We start from the raw sequence: 14,238 nt of genomic DNA, 5'->3' as shown, positions 1-14,238 counted from the left end.
GCCCACCTCGCGGAGACCCGGCCGCGGCCCGTACGGCGGCGAGGCCCGTGTGGCAGGTCGGGTACAGCACCATTCTGCGGAGACGACGGCGATCAGGCGAACTCACCGCGGCGGCCGGCCCGGCGTCCGAGTGGGGCGCCGTGCCGCGGTCCGCGGGAGGGGGGTCAGGGCTTCCAGGTGCCGACCCGGTCCACGCGGCGCAGTTGCTGGCGGGCCGTGGGCACGTCGAGGCCCTCGCCGCGTTCGGTGAGCCGGTCGGCGACCGTGGTGCGCAGTTCCACGGGCTTCTGGTTGTCGTACTTGAACTTGGCCCGCACCTGGAGCACGTCCAGCCTCAGGCCGCGGATGCCCGGCAGCATCCGGCCGTAGGGCGGCTGGTCGACCCCGACGGGGGCGTGGTCGCCGTCGGGCTGGAAGTGCGCCAGCTGGCGGCGGAGCAGCTCGGCCTTGGCCTCCGGGTCGTCGATGATGTGGGCGCCGCAGGTGAACTGGACGGCCGCGTAGTAGCTGGTCGGCACGCCGTCGGTGGGCGGGATGCCCGGTGCGGCGCGCCAGGGGCCGGGGATGAAGGCGTAGTCACCGCTGACGCCGAAGGTGACGTTCGGATCGTGCTCGATCGCCTTCCAGACCGGGTTGGGCCGGGCGAGGTGGATCAGCAGCCGGTTGCCGTCGGTGACGAAGTGGGTGGGGACGACGACGGGGGCCTCACCGGGCAGACCGTTGACGCAGAGGTGTCCGAAGTCGTGGCCGTCGGCGATCCAGCTCTGCCATTCGGCGTCGTCCAGACCGGCGTCCCAGGGCTGGATGAACATGCGGGTCTCCTCGACGGTGGTGCGGCGGGTCGGGCGACACCGGGCACGGCATGTCCCCCACCAGCGGTGGAACGAGTGGACCGTACATCAGCTCGACCGGGCAGCGTCAACCACCTCAAGGAGGCCGGCTGCCTGGCAGCGCGCCGGCCACAGATGGCTCCCGGGGGCCGTACGTCAGGACGCCGCCCTGCGCTGCCGCCTGATCGGTTCCCCCACCCGGTGCATATGGGTGAGCGCCTCGCGGTAGGACCGGATGAGGCCGGTCTCGTGGTACGGCACGCCTATCTCCGCGCAGTACGCCCGCACGACGGCCTGGGCCCGGCGCAGATGGGGCGTGGGCATGCTCGGGAAGAGGTGGTGCTCGATCTGGTAGTTGAGGCCGCCGAGCATCACGTCGGTGAGCAGGCCGCCGCGCACATTGCGGGAGGTGAGCACCTGGCGTCGCAGGAAGTCGGGCCGTTCGTCCCCGGTGAGGGTCGGCATGCCCTTGTGGTTCGGTGCGAAGGTGCAGCCGAGGTAGACGCCGAACAGGCACTGGTGCACGGCGAGGAACGCGACCGCCTTTCCGGGGGAGAGCACCAGGAACAGGGCCGACAGGTAGGCCGCTATGTGCAGAAAGAGCAGGGTGCCCTCCAGCAGGCGGTTCTTCATCCATGGCGAGCGCAGGGCGCGGGCGCTCGCGACATGCAGGTTGAAGCCCTCCAGTGTCAGCAACGGGAAGAACAGGAACGCCTGGTGGCCGCCGATGAGCCGGGCCACGCCGCGGCTGTCGCGGGCTTGGCCGGTGGACCACACCAGGATGTCGGGGGCGACATCGGGGTCGAGTTCCTCGTGGTTGGGGTTGGCGTGGTGGCGGGTGTGCTTGTTCATCCACCAGCCGTAGCTCATGCCGATGCCGAGGTTGCCGAAGAGTCGGCCCCAGATCTCGCTCGGCCGGCGGCGGCGGAAGACCTGCCGGTGGGCCAGGTCGTGGGCCACCAGGGCGACTTGGCCGAACGCCAGGGCGAGGAAGGCGGCGACCGCGAGCTGCCACCAGGTGTCGCCGAGCGCGGCGAACGTCCCCCAGCCTGCCGCCAGCAGCGCGATCACCAGGCCGAGGCGCACCGTGTAGTAACCGGGGCGCCGCTTCAGCAGGCCCGCCTCGGTGATGCGCTGGGAGAGTGCGGCGAAGTCGCTGCCGGGCCGGGCCTGGGAGGTGCGGGAACGGGCGGCAGGAGGTCCCGTGACCACGGTTGCGTCGGTGGAAATCGTCATGCCATCGAGTCTCCCGACGGCCATCGGCCCGAGACAGCCTGCCAGCCACCGGACCTTCCGGGGGCTGTCCCCCGGTCAGGCCAGGGGGGTACCACCCCGGAACGGCCGTTCGCGGGGGCGGGCCGCGCCGGGGCGGGGCGGTGCGGGTGCACTGCGAGGGGGACGCGCCGCGGGGGGGCGCGTCCCGGTAGTGCAGTGCGGTGGCGCGGAGGTGTCAGGAGTCGGACGGGGGCTTGTAGAGGCGCACCGTGGCGGCGATCTTTCGTACCGTCGTGTCCGTCACCTCGCCGGGGACGCCCTTGGCGCCGAAGAAGGACCAGGAGACCAGGTCACCCTGGGCGTTTTTGAAGGCGAAGGTCCATGCCTTGCCGTCCGTCACGCACTTCTGGGACTTCGCCACCCCCTCGGACCAGGCGCTGCCCAGGTCGCCCTGGAGCCCCGAGGCGGTGGTGAAGGGTTCGACGGTGCCGGACTTCACCTTGGTCTCGTCGGGCTGGGTGTAGGCGCCGTAGACCCAGGTCCTCGGGTCGGTGCCGGCTATCTCCTTGGTACCGCGGGCCCCGTTGTTGCGCCTGCTGCCCGCGGTGGCCAGGGCGGTGTCGTCCACGGTGCCGTTCCTGTCCGTGTCCGCGGCACACCACGTCGGCTGGAGGGAGGCGGGGGCCTGGACCCCGATGAGCGGCTTGTCGTCGGGGTCGTCGTTCCTGGAGACGTAGGTGACCCAGTCGGGGGCCTGGAGCTTCCACTGCGGGGGGACGTCGAAGGCGATGCCCTGGGCCGGGTTGGTGACGACCTTCCAGCCCTTGACCGTGGCCGTACGGCCGTCGGGGCTGCGCGGGTTGACGGTGCTCTGGTGCGGCGCCGCGGTGGCCGTGGGGCCCGGATCCGCCCGGCCGTGCCTGTCGCCGCTGAGGAGCAGGAAGCCGGTGACGCCCGCGGCCACGACGACGGCCGTGGCGGCGATGACGGCGACGACCTTGGTACGGTCCCCGCTGCCGCCGCCCGCCGGCGGTGGTACGGGCGCGCCGGCCTGCCGGGTGGGCGCGTTCCAGGGCTGGGGCTGCTGGTAGGGGCTCGGCTGCTGGTAGCCGGGCTGCTGATACGGGTTCGGCTGATGTTCGACCGGGGGCTGCTGCGGATTCCGCCCGCCCCCCGATGGCTGCTCTCCTGGCCACATGCGGAGCAACGATACGGCGGGTGCCCCCCGCTCCCGGACCGGGGTGATCGCCGAGCGGACCGGCCCCCATCCACCTCTGCCACCGAGCGGCTGATCGACTTCGGACGACCGGTCGGCGTCATCCTCAGCGCCGAGCCCAGGCCGGACTCATCGGCACCTTCGGCCGCGGTCGCCGACGCACGGACGCCGAACTCCGGTCTCGGTCTCCCTTTCGCCGAGAGCCGCGCCGCGCCCTGCCGCCATGCCGTCCGCAGCAGTCATACAGGTGAAACTGTACAGATGAAGCTGTACAGATTAGAGTGCGGGATATGAGTGATAATCCGAGCCTGTCGCCGTCGGCGATCGAGGCGTCACGCGAGGTTCGCACGGTGATCAGCCGGTTGCGGCGACGCATTCTGAAGGCTTCCGAGGCCGAGGACATCACCCTGGGGCAGGCGTCCGTGCTGGCGCGGCTCGCCGACAAGAGCGGGGTCACGGCAAGTGAGCTGGCCGCGGCCGAGGGAGTGCGGCACCAGTCGATGACCGCGATGGTCGCCTCGCTCGCCGCACTGGGACTGGTGGAGCGCGCCCACGACCCGGCCGACGGGCGGCGCCTGCTGATCGAGCTGACCGCGGCCGGCCGGCGCCGGGTCGAGCAGGGGCGGCAGGCCCGCACGGAGTGGCTCGCCGGTCGGTTGCAGGACCGGTGCACGGAAGCGGAACGCCGCAATGTGATCGCTGCCATGGCCGTACTGGACCGGCTGACCCATGACTGACACCGAACCGGGGGCGATACGGGAGACGGACCGGCCCGGTTTCGACCGGCGGTTGCTGCCGCCGATGATGCTGGGCTCGATCCTGAACCCGATCAACTCCACCATCATCTCCGTCGCGCTCGTCCCCATCGGCAAGGCCCTGGGCGCCCCGGCCTCGCAGACCGCGTGGCTGGTCTCCGCCCTCTACCTGGCCACTTCGCTCGGGCAGCCAGTCGTGGGCCGGCTCATCGATCTCTTCGGGCCGCGCAGGCTTTTCCTCGCTGGCACCAGCCTCGTCGGAGTCGCCGGTGTCGTCGGCACCCTGGCCCCGAACATGGCGGTGCTGATCGTCGCCCGTGTCCTGCTCGGGTTCGGCACCTGCTCCGGCTATCCCGCCGCGATGGCCCTGGTGCGCAGCGAGGCCGAGCGCACCGGGCGGGACAGTCCCGGTGGCGTACTGACCGCACTGGCCGTCGCCAACCAGACCATCGCGGTCATCGGACCGCTGCTCGGCGGCCTCTTGATCGCGGTGGGCGGCTGGCGGGCCACTTTCGCGCTGAACGTGCCGCTGTCCGTCGCCTCCGTGGTGCTGGGCCTGCTCTGGCTGCCCAAGCCGGCCGCCGCGGCGGGTGATGCACCGCACCGGCGCGGACGCCTGGCCGCCCAGCTCGACCTGCCCGGCATGGCCCTGTTCGCCGGGACGCTCACCTCGCTGCTGCTGTTCCTGATGAACCCGCATCCGCGTACCTGGTACCTGCTGCTGATCGCCGTGGCTCTCGGGGCCGGGTTCGCGGTGCGGGAGCTGCGGGCCGCGACCCCCTTCATCGACCTGCGGGTGTTTGGCGGCAACACACCGCTTCTGACCACCTACCTGCGCGCGCTTGTCGCGTACGTCGTCGCCTACGCCTTCCTCTACGGCTTCAGCCAGTGGACCGAAGAGGGCTACGGGCTGTCCCCCTTCCACGCCGGGCTGGTACAGATCCCCACGTTCCTGGTGGCGATCGGTGTCTCGATCGTCTCCGGGCGGCGGCCGGGCGTCCGCGGGAAGCTGCTGGTCGGCGCGGCGGGGCAGATCGTCGCCTGCCTGCTGATGCTCACGCTCGGCGCAGGCAGCGCGCTGTGGTCGCTGTTCCTGGTCACCCTGGTCTTCGGCATCCCGCAGGGGCTGAACAATCTGGCCCTCCAGAACTCCGTCTACATGCAGGCCGATCCCGAGCGGATCGCGTCCTCGGCCGGGCTGCTGCGCACCTTCGCCTACATCGGCTCGATGGTCGCCTCCTCCGCGGCCGCCGCGTCCTTCGGGCAGCACATCGACACCGGCGGCCTGCACCAGCTCACCTGGATCATGCTCGGCGCGGGCGTGCTCTATCTGCTGCTGACCGCCCTCGACCGCACGCTCGGCCGGGCGCCGGCGCCGGACACCCGGACGGCGAAGTAGCTCGCCGGTCCCTCCCCGCGATCGGAGACCGCACCGCCGCAAGACGGCTCCACCGTAGGACGGCACCCCGTACGACCCGCACGTCCTTCAGGCCGCACCACCACAAGCCCCGCATGAAAGGCGCCCCCATGCCCCGCACCGCCCTGCTGCTCATGGACCTCCAGAACCGCCATCTTTCCCACGTGCCCGACGACTATCTGCCGCGTGCCGCACGCGCCCTGCACACCGCCCGCGCCGCCGGTGTCCCGGTCGTCCATGTGGCGCTTCGGCTGCGCCCCGGTCACGTCGACGCCCACCCCCGGAACAAGACCTTCGGCGCCCTGCCGCTGCACCTGTTCACGCCGGACGACCCCGATGCCGCGATCCACCCTGACGTGGCCCCGGCGGACGGCGAGATCGTCGTGTACAAGAACCGGGTCAGCGCGTTCGCCGGGAACAACCTCCAGCAGATCCTGGCCGCACAGGGCATCGACCAACTCGTCCTGGCCGGCATCGCCACCGGCGGGATCGTCCTGTCCACCGCCCTTCAGGCCGCCGACCTCGACTACCGGGTCACCGTCCTCTCCGACGCCTGCGCCGACCCCGATCCCGCCCTGCACGACACCCTCGTCGACACCGTCCTCGCCCGGCGCGGCGAGGTCACCACGGTGGATGCCTGGAAGCACACGCTCCGCACCGCGGCCTGAGCGCCCAGGAACGCGGCGTGGTGCGGCCGGCTCAGGTCTGGCGCAGCGGTTCGTACTCCGTCTCCTCCAGGCCGAAGGTCCAGGCGACGCCCTCCCGTGCGGTGCGGGTGCGGGGCGGGACGCGGAGCCAGTAGGTGCGGTGGGTGCCGTCGGGTTCCGGGGTGGCGTTGACGACCTCGACCATCACCTGTGGCTCGTCGCCGCTCAGTTGGAGGCGCCAGAGCACGCCCGTCTCGTCCCACTGGACCGGCGCGGCGCCGGACTCCTTCAGATAGCGGTCGTAGCCGTAGTGCTCCAGCATCACCCGGCGCAGTTCGGCGTTCTCCTCCTCGCGTATGCGCCGGGGCGTCAACTCGTCGAGTTCGTCCAGGAATTCGGCGGGGACCGGCATGCCGCGCCAGGCGTACAGGGCGAAGCCGTCTGGGTAGGCGAGCGCGGGGCCGTCGCCGCGGTCGAGTCGGCCCGCCTCGTCCAGGTGGAGCTCCACGGGACGCTCGCAGACGACCGCCACCTTCTCGTACGGCCACCACCAGCCCGCGGCGCGGGCCACCGCGGCGATCCCGGCGAGCGGCTCCCCGCCTTCCTGGCCGTCGAACGCCGCCAGCCACGCGGCGTCGTGCTGACCCCGGACGGCGTCGAGGAGCACCAGGCGGACGGTCTCCTCGGCGGCCGAGACCTCCGCAACTCCGGCGGAGGCATCCGCAGCTCCGGCGGAGGTGCCCGCCGTCACCGCCGAAGCGGCGGCGGGACCGGTCCCGTCCGGCATCACCCCGGCCCGTATCCGCTCGGTCAGCATCACCATGCCGTCCCACAGTTGGGCTCCGGTCCGGGACCAGTGCTCGGCCCAGGCGGCCGGCCCCAGCCGGTCGAGAAGGCGCCGGCGGGCGGTCGCCCACGGCCGGGTGCGTACCGCGTCGCGCACCGCGCGGCCGGCCGTGCCGTCCGCCGTCAGCCGGACGGCCAGGGCCGCGCCCGCGCGCGGTGAGTCGGCCCAGACGACGGTCTCGGGCTCGGGCAGACCCGCCAGCCGATAGGCGAGGCGCACGCCCTCCTCGGCGGCCACGCGATCCGCGGGGCCGGTCGCCGAGGCCACCGCCCGCCATGCGCGGACCGCCTCCGTCACCGCACCGCTGTCCGCCGTCACCGCTCCCCCGGCTCCCGCACCGGCCGCAACCATCGTTCCCTCGTCTCCCTCGCGTCCCACAACCATCGTTCCCCCCGTTTCCCCGGCAACCGCCGCCATGGATCCCGCGACCACGTCCTCCCCAGCCGCCGCCATCGCTCCCCCGATTCCCTCGCTGCCCGCCGTCACCGTCGCCCCTCCGTCTCAGTCCGCCACGACGCGGACCGCGCCCGGTACGTACTCGCGCTGGCGCACCACGCGGTACCAGCCCTTGGGCAGCGGAATCGCCGCGTGCTCCTCGTGCACCACCCGTCCGCCCTCCGGGAGATGGAGGTAGGAGGTGCCGAACGGGCCGGTCTCGCGGACCAGGGTGCCCGGCCCGACGACGGCGTGCGCATGGCCGGTGACCTCGCCGAGGGCCAGCACCAGCCTGCCGCGGGCGTCCCGCGGCTGACGGGGCAGCCGATCGGTGCCGGGCGGCACGGCCTCCGCCGCCACGGGCACGATCAGGACGTCTCCTTGCCGGTACACAGGTGTCCCCTTTCCTCGTCGGCACCTCGCCGACCGATGACCACGACGCTACGCGGGGGGTCTGACAACGCCCCCTGGCCGAGGGGCTTCCCACAGCCCGTCACCCGCGTTGTCAGTGCGGCTTGGTAGAACTCTTGGCACCACCGCACGATCACGGTCCCGGGAGGCCAGCGCGTCATGTCGAACGTCGAGCACCTGAAGGAACTGCACGGGCTTTTGGCCTTCGAGTTCGAGACCGAGCCGCAGCGGGAGCTGCCGGAGGCGGGCGCCGTGGCGTGGCGGGTGTCCGTCGATCCCTACGGCGACTCGGACGAGGACTTCGAGGAACTGTGGGACCGCTTCCTGGAAACCGTCGATCCCGCCGGCATACGCGCGATCATCGTGGGCCCGTGGGGCGAGGCCTACGACAACGACTCCGGACTCGTCGTGAACTGCCTGGTGAAGGACCGGGAGCGGCTGACCGGTCTGCGAGCCGTGTTCATCGGCGACCTGGAGATGGAGGAGGCGGAGATCTCCTGGATCGAGCAATCCGATGTCACTGCGGTCCTCGCCGCCTATCCGATGCTGGAGGAGTTCGGGATTCGCGGCGGCACCGGCCTGCGTTTCCCGGCGGTGCGCCATGAGCACCTGCGCACGCTGCGGTTCGAGGCCGGCGGGCTGCCCGGCGAGGTCGTGCGCGGTGTCGCCGGAAGCGAACTGCCCGCGCTGGAACACCTCGACATGTGGCTCGGCGTCTCCGAATACGGCGGCGACGCGACGGTGGCCGACCTCGCTCCCATCCTGGCCGGGGGCGGCTTCCCCGCGCTGCGCCACCTCGGCCTGCGCAACAGCGAGATCCAGGACGAGATCACCGCCGCCATCGCGGGCGCCCCGGTCGTCGCCCAGCTGACCTCGCTCGACCTGTCCATGGGCGTGCTCACCGACGAGGGCGCGATCGCGCTGCTCGACGGTCAGCCGCTCACCCATCTCACCCGGCTCGACCTGCACCACAATTACGTCACCGAGCCGGTTGCCGAGCGGATCAGGGCGGCGCTGGAGCCGTCCGGCGTCGAGGTCGACCTGTCCGAGCCCGGCGACACCTGGGAGCACGACGGCGTCGTGCACCGCTACACCGCGGTCGCGGAGTGAGGCTGCCATGATCTTCACCGATCACCGCGAGACCCTGCACGGGCTGCCCGTCTTCACCCTGCCCGAGCCGGGCGAGGAGCCGCTGCCGGCCGCGGGCGAGGTCGCCTGGCGGCTGGACTGCTTCGCGGCCGGGGACATCCCGTTCCCCGAGGTGTGGCGGAGCTTCACGGAGCGGGTGCCGAGCGCGGAGGTCCGGGCGCTCGTCATCGGGCCCTGGTGGGAGGACGAGTACAGCGGGCTGCGCCCGGTACTGGAGCTGCTGCTGGCCGACGCCGGGCGCTTCCCCGCGCTGCGCGCCCTGTTCCTCGCCGACGTCATCGCCGAGGAGTGCGAGATCTCCTGGATCCAGCTCGCCGATGTCACCCCGGTCCTGGAGACGTTCCCGCTGCTGGAGGAGCTGGGAGTACGCGGCGGCGGCTCGCATGAGCTCGACGAGGAGGCCCTGTCGCTGCGGCCCGTGCGGCACGAAGCGCTGCGTGTGCTGCGGTTCGAGTCGGGCGGACTGCCGGGCCGGGTGGTGCGGGCGGTCGGCGCCTGCGAACTGCCCGCCCTGGAGCGGCTGGAGCTGTGGCTCGGGGTGGCGACGTACGGCGGCGATGCGACGGTGGCCGATCTCGCGCCCATCCTGGCCGGGGGCCGCTTCCCGGCATTGCGTCATCTCGGCCTCCAGGACAGCGAAATACAGGACGAGATCGCGGCCGCCGTGGCCTCGGCACCGGTCGTGGCCCAGCTGGAGTCGCTGGATCTGTCCATGGGCATCCTCACCGACGCCGGCGCGGAGGCCCTGCTGCGCGGTCAGCCGCTCACCCATCTCAAGCGGCTCGACCTGCACCACCACTTCCTCGGCGATTCCATGGCCGAGCGGATCGAGGCGGCCCTCGGCTCCGCCGGGACCGAGGTGGACCTCTCCGGTCGTCAGGTGCCGCGCCGCCGGCAGGACGAGGAGTGGCGTTATGTCGCGGTCTCCGAGTAGTCCGGCGACTGGTGCGAGCCTCCGGTTCGCGGTCGTCGGCAACCCAGAGAACCGGCGGACGACCCTGTTCACCGACGCCGTACGCGCCGCCGGGCACCCGGCGCCGCGGGTGCTCGCCTGGCGGGACGTACTGCGCGGCCGGTACGGCTTCGCGCCGGGCGAGCGGGTGCGGATCGACTCCCCCGGTGAGAACACCGAGGTCGACCGGCTTCTGCGGGGCATCGACGATCCCACACGGGTCGAGGGCACAGCCCTGTGGTACCGCCGTTTCATCGCCGCGGTGCGGGAGTTGACGCGAGCGGCGCGCGAGGCGGGCGCGGTGCCGAGCGCGGACGCCGAGGAGATCGCCGTGATGTTCGACAAGCGGCGCTGCCATGCCCGGCTCGCCGCCGCGGGCGTCCCGGTCCCCCCGGCGCTGACCGGCCCGTTCGACGGCTGGGACGGGCTCCGGCGGCAGCTGAAGGAGGCGCGTTTCCCGCGGGTGTTCGTGAAGCCGGCCCATGGCTCGTCGGCCTCCGGTGTCATGGCGCTGTCGGTGGCGGGCCCCGGCCGGGTCAAGGCGACGACGTCCGTGGAGCGGACCGAGGACGGCCGGCTGTACAACTCGCTGCGGGTGCGCGACTACACCTCGGAGCGGGAGGTCGCCGCCCTGGTCGACGCACTGGTCCCGGACGGGATCCATGTGGAGCGCTGGCTGCCGAAGGCCACGCGGGGCGGCCGGGCGGCCGATCTGCGGGTGGTCGTGGTCGCGGGCCGCGCCACGCATGCCGTCCTGCGGACCAGCCGGCACCCCATGACCAACCTGCATCTCGGTGGCGCACGCGGCGATCTGGACGCGGCCCGCGCGGCGATCCGGGCCGCGGGCGGTGACTTCGCAAAAGTCCTGGACGTGGCCGAGCGGGCGGCCGCCTGCTTTCCGGGCACGCTCTGCGTCGGCGTGGACGTCCTGCCCGCCACCGGATGGCGCCGCTTCGCCGTCGGCGAGGTGAACGCCTTCGGGGATCTGCTCCCCCGGCTGACCGGGCTGCCCGGCAGTGGCGCCGAGCGCCTGGACACCTACGCCGCGCAGGTCGCCGCGGCCCCTGCCGTCGTACAGCCGGCGGAAGACATCCCACGGCGGCCCGAGCACGCCGTACCACCCCCGGAGTACGCCGTCCCAACCGCGGCTCACGCCGTACCACCCCCGGATCTCGTCCTGCGGCGGCCGGAGCACGAGGAGCACCACCATGACATCCCCGCTTGACATGACCGAGATCGTGGGCAGCCACGATCTGCTGCTGGTCACGCTCGACACCCTGCGCCACGACGTCGCGCAGGAGCTGGCGGCGGCCGGGCGCATCCCGAATCTGGCCCGGCATCTGCCGGGCGGCGTCTGGGAGCGGCGGCACGCGCCGGGCAGTTTCACCTACGCCTCCCATCAGGCGATGTTCGCGGGTTTCCTGCCGACGCCGGCCGCGCCCGGTCCGCATCCGCGGCTGTTCGCCGCCCGTTTCGCGGGCAGTGAGAGCACCGCGGCGGGCACCTTCGTCTACGACACGCCGGATCTGGTCTCGGGGCTCGCCGCCGTGGGCTACCGCACGGTGTGCATCGGCGGTGTGGGCTTCTTCAACAAGCAGGGCCCGCTGGGCTCGGTGCTGCCGGGGATGTTCCAGGAGAGCCACTGGGAACCGGAGTTCGGGGTCGCCTCCCCCACCTCGTTCGAGGCCCAGGTGGCGTGCGCCGAGAAAGTCGTCGCCGATCTCCCCGAGGACCAGCCGCTGTTCCTCTTCGTGAACGTGTCGGCGCTGCACCAGCCCAACTGGTTCCACCTGCCCGGCGCCACCAAGGAGGCCGGCGACACGCGGGAGTCCCACGCGGCGGCCCTGGAGTACGTGGACCGGCACATGGGCCGGCTGCTGGCCGCTGCCTCCGCCCGCCGCCCGTGCCTCGCCATCGTCTGCTCCGACCACGGCACCGCGTACGGCGAGGACGGCTACACGGGCCACCGCATCGGCCATGACGTCGTCTGGACCATCCCCTATGCCCACTTCTTCCTCGACGAGGCCCGATGACCAGCGCCACCGCGACGGCCACCGCCGTCCGCCCGTACCAGCAGTACGTCTACGCCTATCCGCACAAGACCGCCTACCGCCCGCTGCCCCGTGCGCAGGCGTCGTTGCGCGATCTGTGGGCGGACGAACCGAAGGGCGCCCTGTCGCTCTACTTCCACATCCCGTTCTGCGAGGTGCGCTGCGGGTTCTGCAACCTCTTCACCCGGATCGGTGCGCCGGACGGCCTGGCCGGCGCCTATCTGGACGCGCTGGAGCGGCAGGCGTCCGCGGTGCGCGAGGCGCTGGGCGAGGGGGCGCGGTTCGCGAACGCGGCCTTCGGCGGCGGCACTCCGACGTTCCTGGAGGCGGCGGAGCTGGAGCGGCTGTGCGACCTGGCCGAGCACGCACTGGGCGCCGACCTGACCGCGATCCCCCTGTCGGTGGAGGCCTCGCCCGCCACGGCGAGCGCCGACCGGCTGGCGGTGCTGGCCGAGCGGGGCACCACGCGGCTGAGCCTGGGCGTGCAGAGCTTCGTGGACGCCGAGGCGCGCACCGCCGTACGGCCGCAGCGGCGGGCGGACGTGGAGGCGGCCCTCGGCCGGATCCGCGATGTGCGGATCCCCGTCCTCAACATCGATCTGATCTACGGCATCGACGGGCAGACCGAGGCGTCCTTCACCCGTTCCCTGGACGCGGCCCTCGCCTGGCGGCCGGAGGAGCTGTATCTGTATCCCCTCTATGTGCGCCCGCGCACCGGTCTCGGCCGACAGCGCGAGCGGGCGGCGTCCGGCAACACGGACCGGACGGTGTCCGCCGACGCGGAGTGGGACGAGCAGCGGCTGCGGCTGTACCGGCACGGCCGGGACCATCTGCTCGGGCAGGGCTACGAGCAGGTGTCGATGCGCATGTTCCGCCGCGCGGACGCCCCGGACACCGGCGCGGGCGACTACGCGTGCCAGACGGACGGCATGGTCGGACTCGGCTGCGGCGCGCGCTCGTACACCTCCCGGCTGCACTACTCGTTCGACTACGCGGTGGACATGCACCGCATACGCGGGATCATCGACGCGTACACCGCCCGTTCCGTGGCCGGGTTCCGGCACGCGGACTTCGGCTGGGAGATGACGGGGGACGAGAGTCGGCGCCGTCATCTGCTCCAGTCGCTGCTCCAGGCCGAGGGCATGCCGGTGGCCGGCTACCGGGCCCGGTTCGGCAGCGCGCCCGGCGACGACTTCGCGGCCGAGCTGGACCGGTTCGCCGAGCGGGGCTGGCTGGACGAGACGGCGGGCCCCGGCTTGCTGCGGCTGAGCCCCGAGGGTCTCGCGCATTCGGACGCGGTGGGCCCCGAGTTGTTCTCCGCCGCCGTGCGGGCGCGCATGGCCGCGTACGAGGTGAAGTGACGGCATACGCATGGACCTGACGATTCTCTACCGGGGCCCGCTGGCGTCGTGCGACTACGACTGCCCGTACTGCCCGTTCGCCAAGCGACGCGACAGCCGTGCCCAACTGACCGCTGACCGCGCCGCGTTGGAGCGGTTCGCCGGGTGGGCGGCGGAGCAGCAGGGGGACCGGCTCTCGCTGCTGTTCACGCCGTGGGGCGAGGGTCTGGTGCGGTCCTGGTACCGGCGGGCGCTCGTGGAGCTGAGCCGGCTCCCGCACATCCGCAGGGTGGCGATCCAGACCAACCTCAGCTGCCGCACCGACTGGCTGTCGGCCGCCGACCGGGACACGCTCGCGCTGTGGTGCACGTACCATCCGGGGCAGACGCCGTACGACCGCTTTCTCGCCAAGTGCCGTGATCTGGCCGCCCGCGGCATCCGGCACAGTGTCGGTGTGGTCGGTCTGCCCGAGCACCTGGAGCACGCCCGCCGGCTGCGCGCGGAGCTGCCCGAGCAGGTGTATCTGTGGGTCAACGCCGCCGAGGGACACACCTACACGGACGCGGAGGCCGACGAGTGGACGGCGCTGGATCCGCTGTTCCCCTACAGCCGCCATCCGCACCGCAGCGCGGGCCTGCCCTGCCGTACCGGGGAGTCGGTCGTGTCGGTGGACGGCGAGGGCACGGTGCGCCGCTGCCACTTCGTCCGCGCGGAGCTGGGGAACCTCTACGACGGCTCGTACCGGCGGGCCCTGCGTCCGCGGGCCTGTCCGCTCGCGGTCTGCGACTGCCACATCGGCTACGTCCACCTGGAGACGCTGCCGCTGTACGACGTGTTCGCGGGCGGGGTGCTGGAGCGGATACCGGCGTCGGCTCCGCGCTGAGAGCCGGCGCCGGTCCGTCGACGACGCCATCGCCTACGCGGCGGCGCACGGCGGTCCGTTCGACCGTAGGGTGCTCACCGCGCCGGCCGG

At 72.5% G+C, this 14,238-nt stretch carries 14 protein-coding genes; 9 read left to right on the top strand and 5 right to left on the bottom strand.

The genetic code is table 11. From position 1 onward, the window contains the following. Positions 1 to 164: 164 nt before the first annotated feature. The 3 genes from ACZ7EC_RS13210 to ACZ7EC_RS13200 all read right to left on the bottom strand — a co-directional run bounded on the left by ACZ7EC_RS13210 (position 165) and on the right by ACZ7EC_RS13200 (position 3,243). Positions 165 to 812, bottom strand: a complete 648-nt coding sequence (locus ACZ7EC_RS13210; protein WP_471061903.1) for an FMN-binding negative transcriptional regulator — start codon at positions 810 to 812, stop codon at positions 165 to 167. A 174-nt stretch (positions 813 to 986) separates the two neighbouring features. Further along, a complete protein-coding gene (locus ACZ7EC_RS13205; protein WP_471061901.1) occupies positions 987 to 2,066 on the bottom strand; it encodes a fatty acid desaturase family protein in 1,080 nt (359 codons plus the stop codon). Positions 2,067 to 2,280: 214 nt separating this feature from the next. After that, entirely contained in the window at positions 2,281 to 3,243 is a 963-nt protein-coding gene (locus ACZ7EC_RS13200; RefSeq protein WP_471061899.1) for a DUF8017 domain-containing protein, read from the bottom strand. 308 nt (positions 3,244 to 3,551) lie between these two features. Here ACZ7EC_RS13200 and ACZ7EC_RS13195 point away from each other — a divergent pair, with 308 nt between their 5' ends. The 3 genes from ACZ7EC_RS13195 (at position 3,552) to ACZ7EC_RS13185 (ending at position 6,101) form a co-directional block, all read left to right on the top strand. Continuing rightward, positions 3,552 to 3,998 (top strand): MarR family winged helix-turn-helix transcriptional regulator, encoded by a 447-nt coding sequence (locus tag ACZ7EC_RS13195; protein ID WP_471061896.1) that lies wholly within the window; start codon positions 3,552 to 3,554, stop codon positions 3,996 to 3,998. Further along, positions 3,991 to 5,415, top strand: a complete 1,425-nt coding sequence (locus ACZ7EC_RS13190; protein ID WP_471061893.1) for an MFS transporter — start codon at positions 3,991 to 3,993, stop codon at positions 5,413 to 5,415. The genes ACZ7EC_RS13195 and ACZ7EC_RS13190 overlap by 8 nt, the downstream gene beginning before the upstream one ends. Before the next feature lie 128 nt (positions 5,416 to 5,543). Further along, positions 5,544 to 6,101, top strand: a complete 558-nt coding sequence (locus tag ACZ7EC_RS13185; RefSeq protein WP_471061890.1) for a cysteine hydrolase family protein — start codon at positions 5,544 to 5,546, stop codon at positions 6,099 to 6,101. A 31-nt stretch (positions 6,102 to 6,132) separates the two neighbouring features. On the opposite strand, the gene ACZ7EC_RS13180 is transcribed toward ACZ7EC_RS13185, so the two are convergent. Together ACZ7EC_RS13180 and ACZ7EC_RS13175 are read right to left on the bottom strand one after the other, a co-directional pair. Further along, positions 6,133 to 7,278: a DUF6745 domain-containing protein gene (locus ACZ7EC_RS13180; protein ID WP_471061887.1), complete on the bottom strand. Its 1,146-nt coding sequence runs from the start codon at positions 7,276 to 7,278 to the stop codon at positions 6,133 to 6,135. A gap of 150 nt (positions 7,279 to 7,428) precedes the next feature. Next, positions 7,429 to 7,755, bottom strand: a complete 327-nt coding sequence (locus ACZ7EC_RS13175) for a hypothetical protein (protein ID WP_471061884.1) — start codon at positions 7,753 to 7,755, stop codon at positions 7,429 to 7,431. A 177-nt stretch (positions 7,756 to 7,932) separates the two neighbouring features. Here ACZ7EC_RS13175 and ACZ7EC_RS13170 point away from each other — a divergent pair, with 177 nt between their 5' ends. From ACZ7EC_RS13170 to ACZ7EC_RS13145, 6 genes are read left to right on the top strand one after another with little or no spacing between them, the layout of a single operon-like run. Beyond that, positions 7,933 to 8,883, top strand: a complete 951-nt coding sequence (locus tag ACZ7EC_RS13170; RefSeq protein WP_471061882.1) for an STM4015 family protein — start codon at positions 7,933 to 7,935, stop codon at positions 8,881 to 8,883. Between the two features lie 7 nt (positions 8,884 to 8,890). Continuing rightward, a complete protein-coding gene (locus tag ACZ7EC_RS13165) occupies positions 8,891 to 9,856 on the top strand; it encodes an STM4015 family protein (protein WP_471061880.1) in 966 nt (321 codons plus the stop codon). After that, on the top strand, positions 9,837 to 11,099 hold the full coding sequence (locus tag ACZ7EC_RS13160; RefSeq protein WP_471061877.1) for an STM4014 family protein: 1,263 nt from the start codon (positions 9,837 to 9,839) through the stop codon (positions 11,097 to 11,099). Before ACZ7EC_RS13165 ends, ACZ7EC_RS13160 begins: the two co-directional genes overlap by 20 nt. 1 nt (position 11,100) lies before the next feature. Continuing rightward, positions 11,101 to 11,907, top strand: a complete 807-nt coding sequence (locus ACZ7EC_RS13155; RefSeq protein WP_471062066.1) for an STM4013/SEN3800 family hydrolase — start codon at positions 11,101 to 11,103, stop codon at positions 11,905 to 11,907. Next, positions 11,904 to 13,286, top strand: coding sequence for an STM4012 family radical SAM protein (locus ACZ7EC_RS13150; protein ID WP_471061874.1), 1,383 nt, complete (start codon positions 11,904 to 11,906; stop codon positions 13,284 to 13,286). Before ACZ7EC_RS13155 ends, ACZ7EC_RS13150 begins: the two co-directional genes overlap by 4 nt. A 10-nt stretch (positions 13,287 to 13,296) precedes the next feature. Further along, entirely contained in the window at positions 13,297 to 14,148 is an 852-nt protein-coding gene (locus ACZ7EC_RS13145; protein WP_471061871.1) for an STM4011 family radical SAM protein, read from the top strand. The last annotated feature ends 90 nt before the right edge of the window (positions 14,149 to 14,238 follow it).

It is taken from the genome of Streptomyces sp. NPDC037203 (assembly GCF_055605065.1).
Note: the sequence above shows the minus strand (reverse complement) of the source record. Positions and strands in the feature narration are given on the sequence as shown.